This window comes from Devosia enhydra, assembly GCF_900119845.1.
Taxonomy (GTDB): Bacteria; Pseudomonadota; Alphaproteobacteria; order Rhizobiales; family Devosiaceae; genus FPKU01.
In genome coordinates, this window is sequence record NZ_FPKU01000004.1 from 30,859 (window position 1) to 53,915 (window position 23,057).

The 23,057-nt window shown below is 66.0% G+C and carries 21 protein-coding genes; 10 read left to right on the forward strand and 11 right to left on the reverse strand.

What is annotated here, in order from left to right; all coding sequences use genetic code 11:
- Window positions 1-10: 10 nt before the first annotated feature.
- The 6 genes from BT183_RS18665 to BT183_RS18690 all read right to left on the reverse strand — a co-directional run bounded on the left by BT183_RS18665 (window position 11) and on the right by BT183_RS18690 (window position 8,304).
- The gene (locus BT183_RS18665) at window positions 11-1,165 is read right to left on the reverse strand and encodes a mandelate racemase/muconate lactonizing enzyme family protein (protein WP_072346447.1); all 1,155 of its coding nucleotides are present in this window, start codon (window positions 1,163-1,165) and stop codon (window positions 11-13) included.
- Between the two features lie 26 nt (window positions 1,166-1,191).
- Entirely contained in the window at window positions 1,192-2,400 is a 1,209-nt protein-coding gene (manD, locus tag BT183_RS18670; protein ID WP_072346449.1) for a D-mannonate dehydratase ManD, read from the reverse strand.
- The gene (locus tag BT183_RS18675; RefSeq protein WP_072346451.1) at window positions 2,397-4,085 is read right to left on the reverse strand and encodes an ABC transporter ATP-binding protein; all 1,689 of its coding nucleotides are present in this window, start codon (window positions 4,083-4,085) and stop codon (window positions 2,397-2,399) included. The genes manD and BT183_RS18675 overlap by 4 nt, the downstream gene beginning before the upstream one ends.
- Window positions 4,082-5,239: an ABC transporter permease gene (locus BT183_RS18680; RefSeq protein WP_072346453.1), complete on the reverse strand. Its 1,158-nt coding sequence runs from the start codon at window positions 5,237-5,239 to the stop codon at window positions 4,082-4,084. The genes BT183_RS18675 and BT183_RS18680 overlap by 4 nt, the downstream gene beginning before the upstream one ends.
- Window positions 5,236-6,225 (reverse strand): ABC transporter permease, encoded by a 990-nt coding sequence (locus BT183_RS18685; RefSeq protein WP_072346455.1) that lies wholly within the window; start codon window positions 6,223-6,225, stop codon window positions 5,236-5,238. The genes BT183_RS18680 and BT183_RS18685 overlap by 4 nt, the downstream gene beginning before the upstream one ends.
- Before the next feature lie 150 nt (window positions 6,226-6,375).
- Window positions 6,376-8,304: an ABC transporter substrate-binding protein gene (locus tag BT183_RS18690; RefSeq protein ID WP_072346457.1), complete on the reverse strand. Its 1,929-nt coding sequence runs from the start codon at window positions 8,302-8,304 to the stop codon at window positions 6,376-6,378.
- A gap of 262 nt (window positions 8,305-8,566) precedes the next feature.
- Between BT183_RS18690 and BT183_RS18695 the strand changes: the two genes are divergently transcribed.
- The 7 genes from BT183_RS18695 (at window position 8,567) to BT183_RS18725 (ending at window position 16,283) form a co-directional block, all read left to right on the forward strand.
- A complete protein-coding gene (locus BT183_RS18695; protein WP_072346459.1) occupies window positions 8,567-9,259 on the forward strand; it encodes a GntR family transcriptional regulator in 693 nt (230 codons plus the stop codon).
- A gap of 160 nt (window positions 9,260-9,419) precedes the next feature.
- A complete protein-coding gene (locus BT183_RS18700) occupies window positions 9,420-10,187 on the forward strand; it encodes an IclR family transcriptional regulator (RefSeq protein ID WP_072346461.1) in 768 nt (255 codons plus the stop codon).
- Window positions 10,188-10,288: 101 nt separating this feature from the next.
- Complete coding sequence (gene pncB, locus BT183_RS18705; protein WP_072346463.1) at window positions 10,289-11,593, forward strand: nicotinate phosphoribosyltransferase; 1,305 nt, start codon at window positions 10,289-10,291, stop codon at window positions 11,591-11,593.
- 15 nt (window positions 11,594-11,608) lie between these two features.
- Window positions 11,609-12,664 carry a zinc-dependent alcohol dehydrogenase family protein gene (locus BT183_RS18710; RefSeq protein ID WP_072346465.1) on the forward strand — a complete coding sequence of 352 codons (1,056 nt, stop codon included), beginning with the start codon at window positions 11,609-11,611 and terminating at the stop codon, window positions 12,662-12,664.
- The gene (locus BT183_RS18715; RefSeq protein ID WP_072346467.1) at window positions 12,661-13,272 is read left to right on the forward strand and encodes an alpha/beta hydrolase; all 612 of its coding nucleotides are present in this window, start codon (window positions 12,661-12,663) and stop codon (window positions 13,270-13,272) included. The genes BT183_RS18710 and BT183_RS18715 overlap by 4 nt, the downstream gene beginning before the upstream one ends.
- A 109-nt stretch (window positions 13,273-13,381) precedes the next feature.
- A complete protein-coding gene (locus tag BT183_RS18720; RefSeq protein ID WP_244545394.1) occupies window positions 13,382-15,148 on the forward strand; it encodes a diguanylate cyclase domain-containing protein in 1,767 nt (588 codons plus the stop codon).
- 73 nt (window positions 15,149-15,221) lie between these two features.
- Window positions 15,222-16,283, forward strand: coding sequence for a DUF3298 domain-containing protein (locus BT183_RS18725; RefSeq protein ID WP_072346471.1), 1,062 nt, complete (start codon window positions 15,222-15,224; stop codon window positions 16,281-16,283).
- 23 nt (window positions 16,284-16,306) lie between these two features.
- On the opposite strand, the gene BT183_RS18730 is transcribed toward BT183_RS18725, so the two are convergent.
- Window positions 16,307-16,603: a GNAT family N-acetyltransferase gene (locus BT183_RS18730; protein ID WP_072346473.1), complete on the reverse strand. Its 297-nt coding sequence runs from the start codon at window positions 16,601-16,603 to the stop codon at window positions 16,307-16,309.
- Between the two features lie 162 nt (window positions 16,604-16,765).
- Between BT183_RS18730 and BT183_RS18735 the strand changes: the two genes are divergently transcribed.
- Window positions 16,766-17,140, forward strand: a complete 375-nt coding sequence (locus BT183_RS18735) for a RidA family protein (protein ID WP_072346475.1) — start codon at window positions 16,766-16,768, stop codon at window positions 17,138-17,140.
- 4 nt (window positions 17,141-17,144) lie between these two features.
- Here the strand turns inward: BT183_RS18735 and chrA are convergent, their stop codons facing one another.
- From chrA to BT183_RS18755, 4 genes are all read right to left on the reverse strand, one after another.
- Window positions 17,145-18,326 carry a chromate efflux transporter gene (gene chrA, locus BT183_RS18740; RefSeq protein WP_072346945.1) on the reverse strand — a complete coding sequence of 394 codons (1,182 nt, stop codon included), beginning with the start codon at window positions 18,324-18,326 and terminating at the stop codon, window positions 17,145-17,147.
- A 79-nt stretch (window positions 18,327-18,405) separates the two neighbouring features.
- Window positions 18,406-19,254, reverse strand: coding sequence for a fumarylacetoacetate hydrolase family protein (locus BT183_RS18745; protein WP_072346477.1), 849 nt, complete (start codon window positions 19,252-19,254; stop codon window positions 18,406-18,408).
- A gap of 195 nt (window positions 19,255-19,449) precedes the next feature.
- Window positions 19,450-19,884, reverse strand: a complete 435-nt coding sequence (locus tag BT183_RS18750) for an RbsD/FucU family protein (protein WP_072346479.1) — start codon at window positions 19,882-19,884, stop codon at window positions 19,450-19,452.
- A gap of 25 nt (window positions 19,885-19,909) precedes the next feature.
- Window positions 19,910-20,665, reverse strand: a complete 756-nt coding sequence (locus BT183_RS18755; protein ID WP_072346481.1) for a GntR family transcriptional regulator — start codon at window positions 20,663-20,665, stop codon at window positions 19,910-19,912.
- Between the two features lie 108 nt (window positions 20,666-20,773).
- On the opposite strand from BT183_RS18755, the gene BT183_RS18760 reads away from it, so the two are divergent.
- Both BT183_RS18760 and BT183_RS18765 read left to right on the forward strand, forming a co-directional pair.
- Window positions 20,774-22,327, forward strand: a complete 1,554-nt coding sequence (locus BT183_RS18760; protein ID WP_244545395.1) for a UxaA family hydrolase — start codon at window positions 20,774-20,776, stop codon at window positions 22,325-22,327.
- A gap of 33 nt (window positions 22,328-22,360) precedes the next feature.
- Complete coding sequence (locus tag BT183_RS18765; RefSeq protein WP_072346483.1) at window positions 22,361-22,852, forward strand: hypothetical protein; 492 nt, start codon at window positions 22,361-22,363, stop codon at window positions 22,850-22,852.
- The last annotated feature ends 205 nt before the right edge of the window (window positions 22,853-23,057 follow it).

The window sequence follows — 23,057 nt, forward strand, 5'->3', positions numbered from 1 at the left end:
GCCGAACCATCTACCAGTTGGTATAGGAGCCATCGCGGCGGAAAAGATGCGGGGCTTCCCAGAACTTGAAGCTTTGCTTGGCGATCAGGTCCTCATTGACCTCGATGCCCAGCCCCGGCGCATCGGAGACCACATAGCAGGCCTTTTCGAGCTTTGGCTGAACCGGGAAGAACTCGGAATTGTCAAAGCCCAGATGCGTTTCGGCCGGGCTGGCGCGGCATTCGAGCCAGGAGAAATTGGCCACCGCAGCGCAGAAATGCACGCTGGCGGCCGTGCAGATCGGCCCGAGCGGGTTGTGAGGCATCATGTCGACATAATGCGCCTCGGACCAGCCGGCCACTTTCATCGCCTCGGTCAGGCCCCCGACATTGCAGATGTCGATGCGGTTGAACTGGTGGATGTCGCGTTCGATGAAGGGCAGGAACTGCCATTTGGAGGAAAATTCTTCGCCGATGGCGAAGGGAATGTCGGTCATACGGCGCAGCGCCTCATAGGCGGAGGGGCTCTCGTCGCGGATCGGCTCCTCGATGAAATCGAGGGTACCTTTGGGCATTTTCTGGCAAAAGCTCGCCGCCTCGGCCACCGACAGGCGGTGGTGGTAGTCGATGCCCAGCACAACCTCGTCGCCCAGGGCCTCGCGCGCCTTGGCCATCCACTTGGCCGTCTTGGCGATATGCTCGCGCGGCTCGTAGAGATCCTTGTGCTCATGGCCTGAGGGCGAGAGGCGCATGGCCGTCCAGCCATGCTCGACCAGCATCCGGGCCTGGTCGATCATCTCCTCGCCCGGCTCCCCGAACGTGGTGGCAAAGGTGGGGATGCGGTCGCGCTGCCGGCCACCCAGGAGCTCGTAGACCGGCACCCCGAGCGCCTTGCCCTTGATGTCGTGGAGCGCGATGTCGATGGCCGAGATCGCGGCCGTCAGCACGCGGCCCCCCTCGAAATACTGGCTGCGATACATCTCCTGCCAGAGCGCGCCGATCTTGAACGGATCGCGCCCGATGAGGAATTGCGTGTAGTGCTCGATGGCCCCCACGACCGCCTTCTCGCGGCCCGAAAGGCCACTCTCGCCCCAGCCGAAGACCCCCTCATCGGTCTCGACCTTGACGACCAGCTGGTTGCGGATGCCCACCCAAACGGCATAGGGGCGAATGGCGGTGATCTTCATCGGATACGTCCTTGCGGGGATGGGGGTTACCAGTGCCAGAGGGTGCCGTCTTCGAGACGGTTCACCGGCAGGTAGGCGCGCTTGTAGGGATATTTCGCCGCCAGCTCTTCGTTGATGTCGACGCCGTGGCCATGCGCCTCGCCGGGGTAGAGATCGCCCTTCTCGAAGCGCCAGGCATGGGGGAAGACCTCGAGCATCTCCTCGGAATAGCCGGCATATTCGAGGATGCCGTAATTGGGCGCCCACATCCCCAGATGCGCGTTGGCGCCGAGGCAGATGGGCGACATGTCCATGGCGCCATGGGCGCCGGTGCGCACATTGTAGATGGCGGCGAAGTCGGCGATCTTGCGCATGGGCGTGACGCCGCCGGCATGCACCGTGGTCATGCGGATATAGTCGATGAGCTGCTCGGAGATCAGCAGCCGAGCATCCCAGATGGTGTTGAACACCTCGCCCACGGCAAGCGGGGTGGTGGTGTGCTGGCGGATGAGGCGGAAGCCTTCCTGATGCTCGGCTGCCACCGCATCCTCGAGCCAGAACAGGCGATAGGGCTCGAGATCCTTGCCCAGCCGCGCCGCCTCGATGGGGGTGAGGCGGTGGTGGGAATCGTGGAGCAGTTCGACATCCCAGCCATAGGTCCTGCGCAGGGCTTCGAAGAGGCCGGGGATGTAGTTGAGATATTTGCTGGTCGACCATACCTCCTCGCGCGGCATGGCGTCGAGATCGGCATCGTTGGTGACCGAATAGGGGCCGGTGCCATAGACATGGGGCATGCCCGGCAGGCCGGTCTGGGCGCGGATGGCGCGGTAGCCCAGCTCATGCTTGCGCCCGAAATTCTCGACCGCCTCCTCGATGGTGGTGCCCTGGGCATGCGAATAGACGAGCAGCCTGTCGCGCGAGGCGCCGCCCAGCAGCTGATAGAGCGGCATGCCGGCGGCCTTGGCCTTGATGTCCCAGAGCGCGGTATCGATGGCGGCGATGGCCGCCATGGTCACCGGGCCGCGCCGCCAATAGGCGCCGCGATAAAGATACTGCCAGATATCCTCGATGCGGTGCGGGTCGCGCCCGATGAGGGTGGGCACCACATGCTCGGTGAGATAGGTGGCCACGGCCAGTTCGCGGCCATTGAGGGTGGCATCGCCCACCCCGTGTAGCCCCTCGTCCGTGACGATCTTGACCGAGACGAAATTGCGCCCCGGGCAGGTGACGATGACGCGGATATCGGTGATTTTCATGAGAAGGCCTGTGCCTGGTAACGGAACCGGCCCGAGAGCCGGCGGTTGTCGGGGTCGGGGTTGGGAATGGCCGAGAGCAGGGCGCGGGTATAGTCGTGGGTGGGCCGGGTGGTGACCTCTTCGGTCGGCCCGGTCTCGACGATCCTGCCGCGATACATCACCGCGACGCGGTCGCACATGTAGCGGATGACCGACATGTCGTGGGAGATGAAGATGAAGGCGAGCCCGAGCTCGTCCTGCAGCTTTATCATCAGGTCGAGCATCTGGGCGCGCAGCGACACATCGAGCGCCGAGGTCGCCTCGTCGGCCACGATCAGCCGCGGCTGGACCGCGATGGCGCGGGCGATGCCGATGCGCTGGCGCTGGCCGCCCGAAAAGGCGTGCGGATAGCGCTCGCGCCAGGCCGGTTCGAGTCCCACCTGCTCCATGAGCCCGATGACGCGCTCCTGCCGCTCGCGGCGCGGCACGCCGGCGAGACGGAGGGGCTCGGCGATGATGTCGGCGACGGTCTTGCGCGGATTGAGCGAGCCGACCGGATCCTGGAAGATCATCCGCATCTGGCGGCGCACGGCCTTGAGGCTCTGCCGGTCGGCGGTGCGCACATCGACATGCCGGCCATCGGCGAGCTTGAGGTCGATGGTGCCGGACTGGGCCTCGTAGACGCGCAGCAGGCAGCGGCCCATGGTGGTCTTGCCCGAGCCCGATTCCCCCACGATGCCGAGCGTTTCTCCCGGGCGGACGGTGAGCGAGACATCGTCGAGCGCCTTGACGCCGTTGCCGAAGACCATCGAGAGGTGCGAGACGGCGAGCAGCGGTTCGGTGGCGGCGGGGGCAGGGCGGTCGCGGCGGGCCTCGGCCTTCTGCTCCAGGCGGACGACCGATCCGATCAGCATGCGCGTATAGGGGTCCTGCGGGGCGTGAAACACCTGGGCTGCGGGCCCGCGCTCCATGACCTTGCCGCGATACATCACCAGCACTTCGTCGGCGATCTCGGCGACCACGCCCATGTCGTGGGTGATGAACATCACCGCCATGCCGTGGGCGGCCTGAAGCCGTTTGATGAGATCGAGGATCTCGGCCTGGGTGGTGACGTCGAGCGCGGTGGTGGGCTCGTCGGCGATCAGGATCGAGGGATTGCAGGCGAGCGCCATCGCGATCATGACGCGCTGACGCATGCCGCCCGAGAACTCGAAGGTGTACCGGTCGATGGCCCGCTCGGGATCGGGGATTTCGACCTGACGCAAAAGCTCGATGACGCGGCGGCGGCGCTCCTCGGGCCGCGTACCGAAATGGATGCGCAGGCCTTCCCCGATCTGCACGCCGACCTTGTGGATGGGCGAGAGGGAGGACATCGGCTCCTGGAAGATCATCGCGATCTCGCGGCCGCGCACCGAGCGGATCGGCTTGCCGCGCGGATCGAGGCCGGCGAGGTCGACGCTCGTGCCGTCGGGCCGGTTGAGCACCATGGTGCCCGAGACGATGCGGCCGGGCCGGTCGACGATCTGGAGGATGGATCGGGCGGTGATCGATTTGCCCGAGCCCGATTCCCCAACCACGCAGAGCGTCTTGCCGCGATGAAGGTCGAAGGACACGCCATCGACTGCCTTAACGAGCCCCGTGCGGGTGGGGAAATGGGTGGCGAGGTCGCGGACCGAGAGGACCGGCGTTTCGGGGAGCGCGCTCATGACTGCTGCTCATAGGGGTCGGCGGCATCGCGCAGGCCATCGCCGAGGAAGTTGAGCGAGAGCACGGCGAGCACGATGGCGGTGCCGGGCACAAACAGCAGCCAGGGTGCCTGCGCCACGGCGCGGATGTTCTGGGCCTCCTGCAACAGCGTGCCCCAGGAGACGATGGGCGGCTGCAGGCCGATGCCGAGGAAGGAGAGGGCGGTTTCGGCCAGGATCATCGTGGGGATGGCCAGCGTCAGGGTCGCGATGATGTGGCTCATGAACGAGGGCACGAGATGGTTGGTGATGATGCCGAGCTCGCTCATGCCATCGAGCCGGGCGGCCGTGACGAAATCCTCGTTGCGCAGCGACAGGAACTTGCCGCGCACCTCGCGTGCAAGGCTCGTCCAGCCGATCAGCGAGACGATGACGGTGATGACGAAATAGGTCTGCAAAGGCGGCCAGGAGACGGGTATGGCGGCTGCCAGCCCCATCCATAGGGGGATGGTGGGAATGGAGCGCAGGAACTCGATGACGCGCTGGATGACGGTATCGACGACGCCGCCGAAATAGCCCGAGACCCCGCCGATCAGCACCCCGAGCACGAGGCTCACCGCCACGCCCACGAGGCCGATCGAGAGCGAGATGCGCGAGCCATGCACCACCCGCGAGAAGATGTCGCGGCCGAGCCGGTCGGCCCCGAAGAGGAACATCGAGGCGCGGGGCCCGGGCTCGAGGGGGCCGATCAGCTTCCTGTCCATCGGGATGACGCCGAACAGCGCATAGGGCTGGGTGGGCACGAAAAGGCCGATCCGCACCGGGTTCTCCGGATCGCTCGAGAATTCCCGCCGCATGGATTCCGTGTTGAGCGTCATCTCCAGCCCATCGACATGCGGGGCAAACCCGCCATCGAGGAAAAGCCCGAGCGCCTGGGGCGGGGCATAGGTGAAGCGCGCATTGGTGGCGTTGGGGTCGTAGGGCGCGATGAAATCGGCAAGCAGCGCGACGAGATAGAGGAACAGCACCACTACGAGGCTGGCCACGGCCAGCCGGTGCTTGAGGAATTTGAGCCAGAACAGCCGCCATTGGCCGGCAACGGCGATCTGCTGGCTTTTGGGATTGATGTCGGCATGGTCGAGGCCGGAGGGGGGCAGGTGCGCGGTGTCGGTCATGAGAGGCGGATCCGCGGGTCGGCGATGGCAAGGAGGATATCGGAGACCAGCGTGCCGATGACGGTGAGCACCGAGATCAGCAGGATCAGCGATCCGGCCAGGTACATGTCCTGGGCGAGCAGCGCCCGCAGCAGCAGCGGCCCGGTGGTGGGCAGGCTCATGACCACCGAAACGAGGATCTCACCCGAAATCACGGTGGGGAGGACCCAGCCCAGCGTGGAAAGCATGGGGTTGAGCGCCATGCGCACCGGATAGCGCAGCAGCAGCTCGAGCTCTGACATGCCCTTGGCCCGGGCGGTGACGACATAGGGCTTGTTGACCTCATCGAGGAGATTGGCGCGCATGACGCGGATCAGCGCCGCGAGGTTGCCCGTGCCGATAACCACCACCGGCAGCCAGATATGGGCGAGGAAATCGACGAATTTGCCCCAGCTCCAGGGCGCATCGATATAGGCGGGGGAAAACAGCCCGCCCACCGACTGGCCGAAATAGGTGGCCACCACATACATCGAGACCAGCGCCAGAAGGAAATTGGGCACCGCGAGGAAGAAGAAGGCGAGGAAGGTGGCGGTGTAATCCGTGATGGAATATTGCCGCACTGCCGAAAGGATGCCGATGGGCACGGCAAGGGCCCAGCAGAAGATGACGGTGATGCCGGCGAGCAGGAACGAGAAGCCCAGCCGGTTCCAGATGACATCGGCGACGGGCCGGTTGAGATCGAAGGAAATGCCGAAATCGCCGGCGGTGATGATGCCGCCCACCCATTTCCAGTACTGCACCCAGATCGGCTGATCGAGCCCGTAGCGCTCGCGCATGGCGGCGAGCGTGCCGGCTTCCACCGCGCCGCCCTGGCTGGCCCAGTCGGCCATCAGCGTCGTGAGATAGTCCCCGGGGGGCAGCTGGATGATTATAAAGGCGACGATCGAGACGGCGATCAGCGTCGGGATGACGTAAAGAAGGCGCTTGAGGAGAAACGTCAGGAACATGGTGCGCCTCCTTTCGGGGTTGGTGTGGCCGGGCGCTCGTCCCGATGAGCCCGAAGGGCTTCGGCATGCGGGGCGGGGGCTCTTCCCGGGGGCTTCCCTTCCGCCCCCGCCAGCCGGGGGCCGGGTGGCGGGGGCGGCCGGGGAGGAGGCTTATTCGGCGAAGTACCACTGGGTGAGGGTGGGCGCCGGGTGCCAGAGATTGCCGGTGATGGGGATGCCATCCACGACGTTCCGCAGGCGGTTCGAGACCATCATGTATTTGGGCTTGGGGCTCGAGATGCCGACATGGAAGAACTCGTCGGCCGAGAGCGACAGGAAGGTCTTCATCTTGGCCAGGCGATCTTCGTCGGTGACGGCGCGGGTGACGTCGTCATAGGCGGCCATCAGGGCCTGCACCGAGGCCGGGGGCTCCTCTCCGGTCGAGCGATCCGAGTACCATTCGGACCAGCGGGTGGCAAAGAAGATGTCGGCCTTGAGGAACGGCATGTAGCAGCGCACGTCGGTATAGGCTTCCGACAGCCCGCCCACGCAGTTCCAGATATAGGCTTCCTGCTCGTTCGCGTACCACATGGTGTTGAGCCGCGCCCGATCGGTGGTGCGGATCTGGATGTCGATGCCCACATCCTTGGCATAGCCCTGCACGAGCTGCATCACGTCGGGATAGGAGAGCCCGAACACGTCCGCCACCATGAAGTTGATGGTGAAGCGGTTGCCGTCAGGCCCGAGGCGATAGCCCTCGGCGTCCTTGTTGGGCATGATGGTGTCGAGAATCTCGTTGGCCTTGGCCGGGTCGAACTCGGTATACTGCTTGGACATGCGCTCGTCATAGAGCTCATGCTCGGGCTGCGGGGCCACCTGGGCCGGGGTGCCCTGGCCCACATAGATCAGGTCGATGATCTCCTGCCGGTCGATGGCATGGGAGAGCGCGATGCGGAAATCCTTGTCGTTGAAGATCTCGTTCTTGACCGGGTCGGCGATGTTGAGGTTGAGCATCAGCACCGCGTCATTGGCCGGCAGGTCCTTGACGTCGACGAAGCGATAGTCGCCCTGCTGCTGGCCATCGAACAGCACCGAGCGGAAGGTGGCGTTGTTGATGTGGCGGAAGGCGAAATCGAGCTCGCCCGAGGTCATGCGCAGCACCATCAGCTGCGGATCATCGAGCTTGGCCCACTCGATGCCCTCGATATAGGGCAGCTGGTTCCCCTCGGGATCGACCTTCCAGTAATAGGGATTGCGGGTGACCGCGACGCGCTCGCTGTCGGCATAAGGAATGGTGAGCACCCAGGGATTGAGGGTGGGCAACTCGAGATTCTGCCAGAAGGGCGGCTGGAAGGTCAGCGACACCTTGGAATTGAAGAGCGCCACCCAGTCGGCCGCGGCCGGATTGGCGGCGAGCAAGGCGGGGATGCCGTCCTTGTTGTACTTGTCGTGGAACTGGCTGAGATAGTGCTTGGGGTAGATGACCGGGTGATGGCCCTGGCCATAGGCCAGCTGCTGCAGGAAGAGCCCATAGGGCTGGCTGAACTTGAACTCGACGGTACGGTCATCGATGCGGGTGACCTTGACCGGCTCGCCGCCCGCCACGAAGACCGGGCTCTTAGACGGGGTCAGTGCCTCGTTCATGAACACGTCTTCGTACCAGAACATGATGTCGTCGACGGTGAAGGGCGCGCCGTCAGACCACTTCATGCCCTCGCGCAGGGTGAAGGTGAAGGTGGTGGCATCCTCGGATGCGGTGAAGGCCTCGGCGATCGAGGGGCCGACGCTGGTCCAGGTGGGGTCCCAGCGCACCAGCACTTCGTTGGCCACGGTGCGGGTCAGGTTGTAGTGGTCGCCATTGGCGAGGATGGTGGTGCGCAGCGTGCCGCCATAGGTCCCGATGCCATCGATCATGGTCTCGACGAAGGGATTGGCGGGCAGGCGCTCGGCAACCGGCGGCAGGGTGCCGGCCGCGACCTCGTCATCGAGGGTGGGAGACTGGGTGTAGGTCTGGGCGAGGGCGCCGCCCATCAGGGCCAGCGAAAGGGCCACGCTGGAAATTGCCGCGATCAGTCCGCGACGCGTCGGGCTTAAAATCATCGAACTCCTCCTTTTCGGGCCGCTCGCGAACCGAGGGCCGGCGGCCCGTGTACGGGCCGTGCGCATCAGAATGGGAGGATGAAAGGCCGTGCGCGGGCCATGTGATGGCACGCGGTCCCTGCTGACCCTCCCGGAGCGGCGCGGTTAAGCCCGCGCTCGATGGATGAACGCTCGCAGATCGTACATTATCTGTCAATGCAGGTGTATGAAATCCTCAAACCAGCACTTGGCGCGGCCCCGCGAGTCCGGGTAAAAGCCCCTCATGACCGCTGTGCTCGCCAAAGTCCCGAACCCTGCCATCGAAGAGGCGACGCCCTTCGAGGCCAACAGCATCTACGAGCTGATCCGCGAGGATATCCTCGGGGGTCGGCTGGGGGCCAATGAGCGGCTCAAGGTTTCCGCGCTGGCGGCGCGCTACGGGTCCTCCACCAATCCGGTGCGCGAGGCGCTGCAGCAATTGCGCGGCGAGGGCTTCGTGGTGATCGCGCCCAATCGCGGGGCGCGGGTGCGCGAGATCGACGAGAATTTCGTGCGCGATATCTTCGAGATGGAGGTGCTGATCGAGCCCTATCTCACCAGCTGGTTCGTGAGCCTTGCCACCGATGGCGACATCGCCGAGCTCGAAGCCATCCAGGACGAGATCGAGGCGCTCAATTTCTCGGACCAGTCGCGCCACAACGCGCTCGATACCCGTTTCCACCGGGTATTCTACGACCGGCACTATAACCGCCACGCCGTGGACCTGTGGTGGAAGCATCGCGAGATCCTGGGCGCGATCAGCCGCAATTTCCGCTTCTCGCTGCACAGGAAGGCGGCGATCCTCAGCGAGCATCGCGAACTAATCGCGGCGCTCAAAGCCCATGATGCCATCCTGTGCGGGGAGATCATCGCGCGCCATGTGCGCGGCTCGGGCCTGCATATCGTGGAACAGATGCGGGCGCAGCGGCCGCGCTGAGAGCACGGACCGGCCGGGTCAGCGCTCCGCAGGAATGAGCCCATCGATGGACAATGTGGAACGGCTCGGGCGCTGAAATCCGAGGATTTGTCGCGTTGACGCGGGGCCGGTGGCGCGACACAACAGGCCTTGTTCCAGATCGTGCAAGAGTGCTTTGCCCATGAACAGCGCCCCCCGCATCCAGTCGCTCGCCCGCGCCGACGCCATTCTGGGGCGGGTGATGGCGGCAGGGCGGGAAGGGGTGCGGCTCGCCGAGCTCTCGGCTGCGGTCAAGCTCAACAAGACCACGGTGTTCAACCTCGTGGGCACGCTGGTCAGCCTGGGCTATGTCACCCAGGACAAGGACAGCCGCGCCTATCGGCTGGGGCCGCGCAGCCTGATGCTGGGGCTCTCGGCACAGCGGCAGAACAGCCTGCTCGATGTGTCGCGCGATGCGCTGGAGCGGCTTTGCCGGGATACGCGCGAGACGGTCAACCTCGCCGTGCCGATGGGGGATACGGCGATCATCGTGGATAGCCGCGAGGGCGGGCACCAGATCCGCCTCACCTCCTATTCGGGCACGCTGGCGCCCTATCACGCCACGGCGGTGGGCAAGGCGATCCTCGCCTTTCTCGATCCGGCGCGGGCGGCCCTGGCGCTCGAAGCGCCCATGACCCCGATCGGGCCGCGCACCATAACCGACCGGGCAACGCTTCTGGCCGAGCTCGACCGCATCCGGCAGACGCGGCGTTCGCTCGATCTCGAGGAGATGGAGCAGGGTGCCCATTGCGTCGCCGTGCCGATCTTTGATCCCCTGGGCGCGGTGTGTGCGGCCATCAGCGTCTCGGGCCTGCGCGACCGGCTGGGGGAAGCCGAGCTTGCAAAGGTCGCCGACATGATCGCGGTCGAGATCGCCGGCATCGAGAAGCGGCTGGGCATGGCCGGCTGATCGCGCCGCGCCAGCCCCCGCGACAGCGCCGCCGGTTGCTGCTAAACGCCTGGGGGCACCGCAGCGGGCGGATTTACAAGGCAGAGGGCTAGTCGAAGGTCATGGCGCGGATCGATATCGCCCAGCGGGTCTACAACCACACCTGGAAGCTCGATCCGATCGTGCGCAGCCTGCTCGACACGGATTTCTACAAGCTCTTGATGCTGCAGATGATCTGGGGGCTCTACCCCAAGGTCGAGACGACATTCCAGCTCATCAACCGCACGCGCGGCGTGCGGCTCGCCGAGGAGATCGACGAGGGCGAGCTTCGGGCCCAGCTCGACCATGTGCGTACCCTCAAGCTGACAAAGAAGGAAAAGATCTGGCTCGCGGGCAACAGCTTTTACGGGTCGCGGCAGATCTTTGCGCCCGAATTCCTCCACTGGCTCGAGGATTTCCAGCTGCCCGACTACGAGCTCAGCCGGCGTGACGGGCAGTTCGAGCTCCGATTTGCCGGACCCTGGACCCACACGACGATGTGGGAAATTCCGGCGCTCGCGATCATCAACGAGTTGCGCAGCCGCGCCGCGATGAAGGCGATGGGTCCGTTCGCGCTCGATGTGCTCTATGCCCGCGCCAAGGCCAAGATGTGGTCCAAGGTCGATCGGCTCAAGGCTTTGCCCGAGCTCAGGATTTCCGATTTCGGCACGCGGCGGCGCCACAGTTTTCTCTGGCAGCGCTGGTGCGTGGAGGCGCTCAAGGAGGGGCTGGGCGAGGCGCTCACCGGCACCTCCAACGTGCTCCTCGCCATGGACACCGATCTCGAGGCTCTGGGCACCAATGCGCATGAGCTGCCGATGGTGCTGGCGGCGCTCGCGCCCAACGATGCGGCCCTGCGCGCCGCGCCCTACCAGGTGCTGCAGGATTGGAACCAGTATTATGGCGGCAATCTGCAGATCGTCCTGCCCGACGCCTTCGGCACGCGCGCCTTTCTCGCCGATGCCCCGGCCTGGGTGGCGGACTGGACGGGCTTTCGCCCCGACAGCATGCCGCCCATCGAAGCAGGCGAACTCATCATGGCGTTCTGGCAGCATCACCGCCACGACCCGCGCGACAAGCTGCTGATCTTTTCGGACGGTCTCGATGTCGAAACCATCGAAGAGACCTATCGGCATTTCGAGGGCCGGGTGCGCATGTCGTTCGGCTGGGGCACGAACCTGACCAATGACTTCCAGGGCTGCGATCCGGGCGGCGGGCACGGGCTCGACCCGATTTCGCTGGTCTGCAAGGTGGTGGAGGCCAATGGCCGGCCGGCGGTGAAACTGTCCGACAATCCCGAAAAGGCCACCGGCTCACCCGAGGAGATCGCCCGCTATCTGAGGGTGTTCGGGGCCGCCGGCCGGGTCGCGCATGCGGTCAAGGTCTGACAGGGGGGAGCGACGATGAAGGCCGCAGTGTTCAGGGCCTATAACGGACCGCTTGCAGTCGAGACCGTGCCCGACCCCGACTGCCCGCGCGATGGCGCGGTGGTGCGGGTTCTGGCCTGCGGGGTCTGCCGGTCGGACTGGCATGGCTGGACGGGCATGGATGCCGATGTCGCCCCGCCCCATGTGCCGGGCCATGAATTTGCCGGCGAGGTGGTGGCGGTGGGCCCCGATTGCCTTAGCTTTGCGCCGGGCGACCGGGTGACGGCGCCCTTCATCCTGTCCTGCGGGGTCTGCCCCGACTGCGTGGGCGGCGAGCCCACCATTTGCAATGCCCAGCATGTGCTGGGCTTTTCGGCCTGGGGCGCCTTTGCCGAATTGCTGGCGGTGCCGCATGCCGATTTCAACCTCGTGCGCCTGCCCGAGGGGCTCGATCCGGTGGCGGTGGCCGGCATGGGCTGCCGGGTGACGACGGCCTTTCGCGGCCTCACCGATCGTGGCGGATTGCGGCCGGGGGAGTGGCTCGCCATCCATGGCAGCGGCGGAGTGGGGCTTTCGGCCGTGATGCTCGGGGCGGCGATGGGGGCGCGGGTGCTGGCCGTGGATGTCAATCCCGACGCGCTTGCCATGGCCAGATCGCTGGGCGCGACGGCTACTCTCAACGCCGCTGAGACCGATGATGTCGGCATCGCCGTGCGCGAGGTGACCGGCGGGGGCGCCGATCTTGCCATCGACGCGTTGGGGCGCAGCGAAACCTTCCACGATGCCCTGCGCGGGCTGCGCAAGCTGGGGCGCTATGTGCAGCTGGGCATGCCGACCGGACGGCACGAGAGGGTGGAATTGCCGCTGCTCGAACTGATCTACTCGCGCCAGATTTCCATACACGGATCTCGTGGCATGGCCGCAAAGCGGTTCCCGCCGCTGCTTGCCATGGTCGCGGGCGGGCGGATCGATCCGGGCCGGCTGGTGACGCGACGCATCGGCCTTGCGCAAGCGGGCGCGGCGCTTGAGGATTTCACCCACAACCGGGCGGTGGGCATCACCGTCATCGACATGCAAGGAGACGGCCGATGAGCGCAGCCCCCTATATCCATCTCGACCTGCCGGGTGCGACGGCCCAGTCTCCTGCCCTCTTTCTCTTTCACGGCACGGGCGGGGACGAGCACCAGTTCACCGATCTGGCCGCCGAACTGCTGCCCGGAGCCCGCCGCATCGCGCCGCGCGGGGACGTGTCCGAGGGAGGAGCCGCGCGCTATTTCCGCCGCCTCGCCGAAGGCCGCTACGACATGGCGGACCTCAAGCGCGGCACCGACAAGATGGGGCAGTTCGTAAATGAGAGGCTCGGTGCCTCAAGGCCCGCGCTGGTGGCGGGGCTGGGCTATTCGAACGGCGCCAACATCCTTGCCAGCGTGCTCTTTGCCCGCCCGGCGCTCTTTGACCGCGCGGTCTTGATGCATCCGCTCATTCCTTTCACCCCGCCCGACCAGACGGGGCTTGCAGGCCGGCGCATCCTGATCACGGCGGGTCGGCGCGACCCGATCTGCCCGGCGCCGGCGAGCCAGGCGCTGGCCGACTGGTTTTCGGCGCAAGGGGCGGAGGTCAGCCTTGTCTGGCATGAGGGCGGCCACGAGATCCGTCGCGAGGAACTGCTGGCAGCGCGGGACTTCCTCGCGGCGCCGTAAGGCGGGGCGTAGGAAGCTTAAGGAAGTGTTGAGGCTTTCCCCGGCATAGTTGGAGGGCTTCACCCAAGGGTCCGCTTTTGATGCGCTGCGCCAGTCCGGGAGCCGAGGCGTGATCGCGGCGCTCGGTCGATTCTACCCGCAGGGTCTGCGGACGCGGATGCTGGTTCTCACCCTCCTCGCTTTCGTGGCGGTGGGGGTGCCGGCCTATATCAGCTTTACCTGGATCGTGCAGTCGACCATCGAGCGGCTGGGCACGCTGTTTGCCGAAAAGCAGGTGCTGTTCGACCGCTATCGCGGCATGGGCGCGCTGTTGCAGGAAGTGACGCTGGCCGAAACCCTCGCCCGCGCCCCGATCATCCTCGACTGGGCCCGGAACGAGGCCGACCCCGAACGCCGGGCGCGCGGGCTTGCCGAACTGGAGCATTACCGGCTGGCCTTTGCCGACAAGAGCTATTTCTTCGTGGTCGCCGGATCGGGCAATTATTATTTCAACGACGCGCAGAACGCCTATGCCGGGGACCAGCTGCGCTACACGCTCTCGCCGGACAATCCGCGTGATGGCTGGTTCTACTCCACCATGGCGCTGGGCGATGGCTGCCACCTCAATGTCGACCATGACGATGTGCTGCGCGTGACCAAGGTTTGGTTCAACTGCGTGGTGCGCGATGGCGACGAGGTTTTGGGCGTGCTGGGCTCGGGGCTCGATCTCACGAGCTTCATCCGCGAGGTCGTCGACATTCCCCAGACCGGAGTGGAGGCAATGTTCGTCGATCGCAACGGCGCCCTGCAGGCGCATCGCGACGAGCGGCTGGTGGATTTCCACAGCCTCACCAAGCAGATCGGGGCCCGCAAGACCATCTTCGCGCTGCTCGACCGGCCGCAGGACGAGGTGGCCCTCAGGGCCATGCTCGAGGACGTGACGACGAGCGATGTCGAGGTCGAAAGCCGCATGATGCGGATCGGCGGCCATGACGTGCTGGTGGGGGTGGGCTATCTCGACCGGCTCGGCTGGTACAACATCACCTTCATGGATGTGGACAAGATCATCGACCGCCGGCTCTTCGTGCCCATCGGGCTGCTTTTGGCGGCCGTGGTGCTGGCAGCGAGCCTGACGGTGGCGTTCGTCTTCAAGCGCATCGTGCTCGATCGTCTGAAGCTGGTGGAAGCTCGGGTGGCGGCGATCAAGGCGGGTAATTTCGCCCATGCTGATTCAACCCATGCCGACCCGGCCAGCGATGAGATCGGGCGGCTCAGCCGCGCCTTTGCCGAAATGGCCCATGAAGTGGGCGGCAATACTCAGATGCTGGAGCGCGAGGTGCGGCGGCGCACCGAGGCGCTCGAGGCACTGGCCTTTGTCGACCAGTTGACCGGTATCGCCAATCGCCGAGGCTTTTCCGACCGTTTCGCGGCCGTCAGCGCCGAGCGCAAGGGTGCGGCGCAGCTGGCGCTGCTCCTGATCGATGTCGATCACTTCAAGCGCATCAACGACAGTTTCGGCCATGCGGCGGGCGATGCAGTGGTGGTGGCGGTGGCCCAGCGGCTCAAGGATGTGGCGCGCAGCCGCGACGGGGTGGGGCGCTGGGGCGGGGACGAGTTCATCGTGCTCATCCACGATATCGGGGCGCAGAGCCTCAAGGCGATCGCCGATGCCGTGCAGCGGGCCATCACCAGCGCCGCTATCGACCTGCCCGGCGGGCAGACGGCGCAGATCACCGTCAGCGTCGGGGCCTATCTCGTTGTGCCCGATGAAAGCCTGGAAGCGGCAGCCGACCGGGCCGACACCGCGCTCTATCGCGCTAAGGCCGAGGGGCGCAATCGCGTGGTGATCTATGACCCGCAGCGCCATGGCGGCAGCCCGATGCGGCTGACAGCCTGATCGATCGCTCCGGGGCTGACCTCAGGCCTGCGGGATGGTAGCCTTCGCACCAAACCCTGGAAAGGACGCCGCCATGAACAAGGCTTTCCTCGTTCTCCTCGCCGGGCTGGGCACCGGCTCGGCGCCGCTGCTGAGCATGCCGGCGGGCGCCGCCAGCTTCGATTGCGGCCGCGCCACCACCGCCTTCGAGCGCGCCATCTGCGCCGATCCAGAGCTCTCGGGCGATGACGAAGTGCTGGCGGTCGCCTATGCCACCGCGATCGGCGGGCTTTCGGCCGATGCCGGCGCGACGATGCGGGCGGGCCAGCGCGAATGGCTCGCTTATGTCGAAAGGGCCTGCACGCCCGACGGGCAGCCGCTCGCTGCCGCCTATGACGATGACGGCCTCAACTGCCTCAAAAGCGAGTTCACCAGCCGCATTTCGGGGCTCGAGGAGAGCCGGATGATCGGGGGCAAGCGCTTTTACCTTCTCGAACGGTTCAAGACCGAACCGCCATCGGGCGAGGAGGAGTGGAACAAGGTGAAGACGACGCGCGTGTCGGTTGCCCGGATCGACGGGACCGACGCGCTCGCCGAGGCCTTCAACGCCTATGTCGCCGGCGAAACGGCGGACTGGTTTGCCGCCATCGATGCAGAGGCGCAGAACGCCGCCAATCCCGAGGCTGAGGCCGAGGAGGGCGAGGACGAGTTCGACGCCGATACCGATACCACCCTCGTCGTGGATCGGGTGGCGAGCCGGATGATCAGCCTCGAAGCCACCGAATATTGGTATGGTCATGGCGCCGCGCATGGCAATTACGCCATTACCTATCGGCACTTCCTCTCCGACCAGATGCGGCCACTCGAAGCCTCGGACATCTTTGCGGGCGAGGACTGGGCGACGCCTCTGGCCGGCATCGTCTCGGCGGCTCTCAAGGCGCAGATGGGCGACGGGCTCTGGGACGATTACGAGACGGCTGTCGCCGAGGCGGTGGTCGATCCCGCGCGCTGGCGGTTCACCGAAAGCGGCATGGAGTTCCGCTTCCAGCCCTATGAGGTCACGGCCTATGCCGCAGGCGCGCCGGTGGCGAGCGTGCCCTGGCATGATCTGCGCGACATTCTCACCGAGGACGGGGAATATCTGGGCAGCTTCTGAGCCGACTTTCAGCCGCAGGGCGGTCAGGGCGCCAGAAGGTCGGCCCAGTCCTTGTGGCGGCGGAACTGTAGCACGGCATAGGAGCAGAGCGGCCGGATCTTGAGCCCATCCGCGCGCGCGGAGGCGATCGCCGCATTCATCAGCGCCTCAGCGATGCCCTGGCCGCGATGGCTTTCGGGCACGAAGGTGTGGTCGATGCTGATCACTTTGTCGGGCCCATGCCGATAGGTCATCTCGGCCTCGGCTCCGTCATCGAGCCCGGCATACCAGCGGCCCCTGTGGCCATCGTCCTCGCGCGTGATGGAAAGCTTGGTGGACATCTGCGGCTCCTTGTTCCTGGCGACACGGAAAAATGTGGTTCTGGCGCATGCACTTGTCCAGTCCCTCGAATGGACTGGCGGATTGACTTTGCCGGGCCGGGGCGGAGAATGGCGCGCCTTAAGGCATAAGGGGGGACTGAAATGGGACTGCCGGTTCATCACATGATCGCTTCGGGGCCGCGCCCGGTGGCGCCATTCAGCCACGCGGTGGAGGCCGATGGCTGGGTGTTCGTCACCGGCCAGATGCCGACCGATCCGGCCGCCCCCGATGCACCGCTGCCCGAGGGTATCGAAGCGCAGACGCGGCGGGTGCTCGATAATCTGAAGATCGTGCTCGGTGGTATCGGGCTCGGCTTCGAGCATGTGACGATGGCGCGCATCTACCTCACGGAGTTCGAGCGCGACTACAAGACGATGAACGAGACCTATGTGGGCTATTTCACCCCCGACAAGCTGCCGGCGCGCACCACCATCGGGGTCACCGGGCTGGCCGTGGGCGCGCTCGTGGAAATTGACCTCGTCGCGCGCAGACCCTGACGTCTCAGGAGATCTGCGCCAGCGCCCAGCCGGCGAGGGCGCAGAGCACCACCACGAGCCAGGGCGGCAGTTTCAGCGCCGTCAGCGCCGCATAGGCGGCAATGGCGAGGGCCGCGTCGCGCGGGCCCATCACCGCGCTGGTGAAGACCGGCGTATAGAGCGCCGCGACCAGCAGCCCCACTACGGCGGCGTTGGCGAGCGAGAGCCCGCCGCGCAGCCGCGGCTGGTGCTTGAGCGCCTGCCAGTAACCCAGAGTGCCGAAGACGAGAAAAGCCGAGGGCAGGTAGATCGCGACAAGCGCGATCGTCGCGCCCCAGAGCCCGCTGGGCGGCCCGTAGAGCATCGCCCCGGCATAGGCGGCGAACGAAAACAGCGGACCGGGCACCGCCTGAGCGGCGCCATAGCCGGCGAGGAACGTCTCGCGATCGATGAGGCCGGGGCCGACGAGTTCGCCTTCGAGCAGCGGCAGCACCACATGGCCGCCCCCGAACACCAACGATCCGGTGCGATAGAGGCTGTCGGCGAGGCGGAGATCGGGGCTGCCGGTCAGCGTCGCGAGCAGCGGCAGGGCGACAAGCCCCAGCACAAAGAGCCCGAGCCACGGCCAGTCACGGCCAACGGACGGGCGGATCTGCGGCGTCGGCTCCGGCATGGCACGGGGCGCCATCATCATGCCGAGCCCCAGCGCCAGCGCGATCGCCGCGACCTGCGTCAGGTTGCTGGGGATCGCCAGAACCGCGATGGCGGTGAGGCTGGCGACGATGAAGCGGCCCCGATCGGGGACGAGCGATTTGCCCATCGACCACACCGCCTGCGCCACCACGGCGAGGGCGGCGATCTTGAGCCCGTGCAAAAGCCCGCTTTCGGCCCCGCCAATGCTGGCGAGACCCCAGGCGAAGATCAGCAGCAGGATGACCGAAGGCAGGGTGAAGGCGGCCCATGCGGCGAGCGCGCCCCAATAGCCGGCGCGCAGTTTGCCCAGCGCCAGCCCGACCTGGCTCGATGCAGGCCCGGGTAGGAACTGGCAGAGCGCCACGATATCGGCATAGTCGGCGTCCGAGAGCCAGTGCCGGCGCTCGACGAATTCGGTGCGGAAATAGCCGATATGGGCCACCGGCCCGCCAAAGCTGGTGAGTCCCAGCCCGAGGAATGCGAGGAAGACCTCGCGCACCGTGCCGCGCTGCATCACCTCAAAGGACAAGGGCGCCTCCCGTTCAGGACGCGCCCTTGCCTCAAGCTCGTGTCACAGTCAACCGCGTGAGCGGTCAGCCGGCATAGGCGAAGGTCGTCTGGCTCTGCTCGCCCAGGCCTTCGATGCTGAGACGCATGGTCTGGCCGGGCTTGAGATAGACCTGCGGCTTCTGGCCCATGCCGACGCCCGGCGGGGTGCCGGTGGTGATGATGTCGCCCGGCTGCAGGCTCATGAACTGGCTGATATAGCTCACAAGATGGGCGACCCCGAAGATCATCGTCCTGGTCGAGCCGTTCTGGTAGCGATGGCCATCGACATCGAGCCACATGCTCAGGTTCTGCGGGTCGGCGATCTCGTCGCGCGTCACCATCCAGGGGCCGATGGGGCCGAAGGTGTCGCAGCCCTTGCCCTTGTCCCAGGTGCCGCCGCGCTCGATCTGGTAGGCGCGCTCGGAGAGGTCGTTGACCACGCAATAGCCCGCGACGTGGTCCATGGCATCGGCCTCATCGACATAGCGGGCCTCCTTGCCGATGACGACGCCGAGCTCGACTTCCCAGTCGGACTTTTCCGAGCCGCGCGGAATGGTGACATCGTCGAAGGGCCCCACGATGCAGCTCGTGGCCTTCATGAAGATGATCGGCTCCTTGGGGATCGGCGAATTGGTTTCGGCCGCATGATCGGCATAGTTGAGGCCGATGGCGATGAACTTGCCGACCTTGCCGACGCAGGGACCGACGCGCTGGCCGGCATCGAGCTTGGGCAGGCTCATCGGGTCGACGGCGGCGATGCGCGCGAGACCCTCGGGGGTCAGCGCCGCGCCATCGATATCGCCCACGATGCCGGTGAGGTCGCGGATGGTCCCGTCGGTGGCGAGGATGGCGGGCTTTTCGGCGCCCTTGGCACCGACACGCATGAGTTTCATCGGAGGTCTCTCCCTGGACAGTCTTGAATAGGGTGGGGCAGCCGGAATGCGGCGGCGGGCCGGGACATATCGAAGCCCCGGCCGGGCCTGTGCCACGGGACCGGCTCCCGCAGTTCGGGACATTGCTTTAGCGCGCCTTGGCCCGATGTCGAGGGCAGGGCGCGCAAAAACCGTTCGGCGCGGCCATAAAGCCGGTCATTCGGGCCGGATGATGCCCTTTTTCAGCAGGATATTGCCATAGAGCCGGCGCTCGCCGGTGGCGACGATGGCATAGGCATCCTTGACCCGGTCGTAGAAGGCGAAGCGCTCCATGGCTGCAAGCTTCATCTCTGGCTCGTGCTTGGTGATGATGGCGTCGAAATCATCATAGATCGGCTCGCGATGGCCCGGCGTGCTGCCCACGACTTCCATGCCCAGGGCCGCTTCGTCCACGAAGGTATCGAGCGGCATGAGCGTGAGGATGGCATCGAGCACGTCGGTGGCCGAAAGCCCGTCCATCCGCACGATCTCGGGCCCGGCGCTGTCGGCCGGATAATTGGCATCGACGATGGCGATCTCGTCGCCATGGCCCATGGCCCGCAGGATGCGCAGCAGGTCCGGCCCGATGATGGGGGGGATGGATTTGAGCATGGATTTCTCCCTTGAGCCTGCCGGATCAGCCGGCAGGATATCTGGTTGACGCGGTGTCTATGGCGGCAGGGTCGCCATCGGCGAAAGGCTCGGGATGGACGCGGGCGAAGGCCACGAGTTCGGCCACCACCGAATCGATATGGGCGCGCATCGCGACGGCACCCGCCCGCTCGTCGCCCGAGGCGATGGCCCTGACGATGGCGCGGTGCTCGGAGCAGGAGGTCTCGAGCCGGCGCGGGCTCAGCACCAGGCGGCGGGCGCGATCGATATTGGCGCGGGCGCTGTCGATGGTGGCGCCGAGCCGGGAAAAGCCGGTGGCGTCCATCAAGAGTTCGTGGAAGTCGAGATCGTGCGCGTGGAACAGGGAGCGGTCATCGGCCTCGACGGCGCCCTGCTGGAGGGCCAGATTGCGCTCGAGCGCCGCCACGAGCCCATCCCCGCCGCTGCGCGTGGCGACACGCACTGCCTCGGCCTCCAGCGCCTTGCGAATGAGCATGAATTCGAGAACGTCGGCGATGCGGATGAGCGAGACGATGGAGCCGCGCTGGGGCAGGATCTCGACCAGACCCTCGGCCTGCAACCGGGCGAGCGCTTCGGACACCGGGAAGCGCGAAACTCCGAGCCGGGCGCAGATCGCCGGCTTGTCGATGGCGGTGCCCGGCGCAAGGTCGAGCCCGACTATGGCGCGGCGCAGCGAATCGGTGACGTGCTGGGTCAGCCCGCCGCGCTGGGGGTTGCGTGAGGGGTCGAGAAAACCATATGTCGTCGTGTCCGCTTTCATGCTAACATGTTAGTCGGTGAGCTGCCGCAGGGCAATCGCGCAGGTGCTGCGCACCGGCCCCGTGCACAGTCTCGTCCTCCCGAACTCGAGCCCGACGCCAGAGCAGCCATGAACGAAATGATGTCCCGCCCCTCCGCTCGCACGCTGGTGCTCAACCCCACCGACAATGTGGCGGTGGCGCTCGTCAATCTCGATGTGGGCGCGACGACGCCCGAGGGCGTGACGCTTGGCAAGCGCGTGCCCAAGGGGCACAAATTCACCACCCAGCCGGTGGCCAATGGCGCGCCCATCCGCAAGTTCGGCCAGATCATCGGCTTTGCCAGCAAGGATCTGCCGGCAGGCGAGTGGGTGCATGAGCACAATTGCAACATGGGCCCCGAACTGGGCGCCTTCGAGCGCAATTACGATTATTCCGCCGCCGTGCCGGTGACCGATTACGTGCCCGAGGCGCAGCGCGCCACGTTCGAGGGCTATCGCCGCGCCAATGGCAAGGTGGGCACGCGCAACTATCTCGGTATCCTCACCTCGGTGAACTGCTCGGCCACCGTCGCCAAATTCATGGCCGAGGCGATCAACCGCTCCGGCATTCTCGAGGATTATCCCGAGATCGACGGCGTCATCCCCTTCGTGCATGGCACCGGCTGCGGCATGGCCGGCAAGGGCGAAGGCTTCGACATCTTGAAGCGCACGCAATGGGGCTATGCCTCGAACCCCAATCTCGGCGGCGCGCTGCTGGTGGGGCTGGGCTGCGAAGTCTTCCAGATCGGCCGGATGAAGGAACTCTACGGCATCGAGGACAATGACACCTTCCAGACCATGACCATCCAGGAACGGGGTGGCACCAAAAAGATGATTGAATGGGGCGTCGAGCGCATCAAGGAGATGCTGCCGATCGCCGCCCGGGCCCGGCGCGAGACGGTGCCGGCCTCCGAGCTCATCCTCGCGCTGCAATGCGGCGGGTCGGACGGCTATTCCGGCATCACCGCCAATCCGGCGCTGGGCATCGCGGTGGATATCCTCGTGCGCCAGGGCGGCACGGGCATCCTGTCTGAAACCTCCGAGGTCTATGGCGCCGAGCACCTGCTCACCCGCCGCGCCGTGACGCGCGAAGTGGGCGAAAAGCTCATCGAGCGCATCCATTGGTGGGAGGATTACTGCGCCCGCAATGGCGGCGAGATGAACAACAATCCCTCGCCGGGCAACAAGGCGGGCGGGCTCACCACCATTCTCGAAAAGTCGCTCGGCGCGGCGGCCAAGGGCGGCAATACGGCGCTGACGGCCGTTTATGAATATGCCGAGCCGGTGACGGCCAAGGGCCTCGTGTTCATGGATACGCCGGGCTTCGACCCCGTTTCGGCGACGGGTCAGGTGGCCGGGGGCGCGAACATTCTTGCTTTCACCACAGGGCGCGGTTCGGCCTATGGCTGCAAGCCGGTGCCCTCGATCAAGCTTGCCACCAATTCCGATCTCTATGCCCGCATGACCGACGACATGGACATCAATTGCGGCGACATCGTCGAGGGCACGATGAGCCTCGAGGAGAAGGGTCAGGAGATCTTCGACCTGATGCTGCGCATCGCCTCGGGCGAAAAGACCAAGTCGGAGCTCCTGGGCTATGGCGACAACGAGTTCGTGCCCTGGCAGGTCGGCGCGGTGATGTGATCGGGCGTTGACGCTGTGACGGGGGCGCAGCGGATGCGGGTCGTGTTCCGGCACACCATTCCGGTGCGCAACTGGCTCTTTCTGCTCGTCGCCGTCGCCTCCCTCTCCTCGCTGACGCTGGTTTCGGCACTGGCGAACGACCAGCTGGCTGCCGTCGTCGCCATCGTGCTGCCTGTGGGGCTGGGGGCGCTCGCCTTCGCGCTCGGCATCAGCGCGCTTGCCAACCGCCATACAATCTCCGAACTGGCGATGGATCGCGAGCGCCTCAGCCTCAGGCGCTGGGGGCTCTTCGGGCACACCGATGCCGAGATCGTGCCGCACGAGACCCTCACCGACTGGCGGCCGGAAACCCGGATGGGCGTCTATCACAGCCTGAGCTTTGCCCGCGCCGGAGAGCGCTGGCGCCTGCCGCTCTACAATGCGCAACTGGTCGATTTCGACGGGCTCGCCGAACTCGCGCCCCTTGCCGTGGCCGAGCATCTGCGCCGGCATGGCCGGTCCCTGCCGCCGGTCATCGGGGCCTGAGCGTTCTGCCGACGCTTGACTTGCGCCCGATCTCGCCTACCTTTGGCGACATGAGTATCATCCGGCACACCGACGCCGCCATGACCGGCTTCGAGAAAGCGCAGACCGCCAAGAGCGGCGCGCCCTAAGTCTTGCCGTGCGCTGGCGGGACTTAGGGCCCGCTTGCATCCAACGCTCATCGACAGGCTGGCAGACCCTTCGGACC

Coding starts and splice junctions, on each gene's coding strand:
- BT183_RS18665 (WP_072346447.1), bottom strand. CDS start 1,165: ATGAAGATCACCGCCATTCGCCCCTATGCCGTTTGGGTGGGCATCCGC.
- manD (WP_072346449.1), bottom strand. CDS start 2,400: ATGAAAATCACCGATATCCGCGTCATCGTCACCTGCCCGGGGCGCAAT.
- BT183_RS18675 (WP_072346451.1), bottom strand. CDS start 4,085: ATGAGCGCGCTCCCCGAAACGCCGGTCCTCTCGGTCCGCGACCTCGCC.
- BT183_RS18680 (WP_072346453.1), bottom strand. CDS start 5,239: ATGACCGACACCGCGCACCTGCCCCCCTCCGGCCTCGACCATGCCGAC.
- BT183_RS18685 (WP_072346455.1), bottom strand. CDS start 6,225: ATGTTCCTGACGTTTCTCCTCAAGCGCCTTCTTTACGTCATCCCGACG.
- BT183_RS18690 (WP_072346457.1), bottom strand. CDS start 8,304: ATGATTTTAAGCCCGACGCGTCGCGGACTGATCGCGGCAATTTCCAGC.
- BT183_RS18695 (WP_072346459.1), top strand. CDS start 8,567: ATGACCGCTGTGCTCGCCAAAGTCCCGAACCCTGCCATCGAAGAGGCG.
- BT183_RS18700 (WP_072346461.1), top strand. CDS start 9,420: ATGAACAGCGCCCCCCGCATCCAGTCGCTCGCCCGCGCCGACGCCATT.
- pncB (WP_072346463.1), top strand. CDS start 10,289: ATGGCGCGGATCGATATCGCCCAGCGGGTCTACAACCACACCTGGAAG.
- BT183_RS18710 (WP_072346465.1), top strand. CDS start 11,609: ATGAAGGCCGCAGTGTTCAGGGCCTATAACGGACCGCTTGCAGTCGAG.
- BT183_RS18715 (WP_072346467.1), top strand. CDS start 12,661: ATGAGCGCAGCCCCCTATATCCATCTCGACCTGCCGGGTGCGACGGCC.
- BT183_RS18725 (WP_072346471.1), top strand. CDS start 15,222: ATGAACAAGGCTTTCCTCGTTCTCCTCGCCGGGCTGGGCACCGGCTCG.
- BT183_RS18730 (WP_072346473.1), bottom strand. CDS start 16,603: ATGTCCACCAAGCTTTCCATCACGCGCGAGGACGATGGCCACAGGGGC.
- BT183_RS18735 (WP_072346475.1), top strand. CDS start 16,766: ATGATCGCTTCGGGGCCGCGCCCGGTGGCGCCATTCAGCCACGCGGTG.
- chrA (WP_072346945.1), bottom strand. CDS start 18,326: ATGCAGCGCGGCACGGTGCGCGAGGTCTTCCTCGCATTCCTCGGGCTG.
- BT183_RS18745 (WP_072346477.1), bottom strand. CDS start 19,254: ATGAAACTCATGCGTGTCGGTGCCAAGGGCGCCGAAAAGCCCGCCATC.
- BT183_RS18750 (WP_072346479.1), bottom strand. CDS start 19,884: ATGCTCAAATCCATCCCCCCCATCATCGGGCCGGACCTGCTGCGCATC.
- BT183_RS18755 (WP_072346481.1), bottom strand. CDS start 20,665: ATGAAAGCGGACACGACGACATATGGTTTTCTCGACCCCTCACGCAAC.
- BT183_RS18760 (WP_244545395.1), top strand. CDS start 20,774: ATGAACGAAATGATGTCCCGCCCCTCCGCTCGCACGCTGGTGCTCAAC.
- BT183_RS18765 (WP_072346483.1), top strand. CDS start 22,361: ATGCGGGTCGTGTTCCGGCACACCATTCCGGTGCGCAACTGGCTCTTT.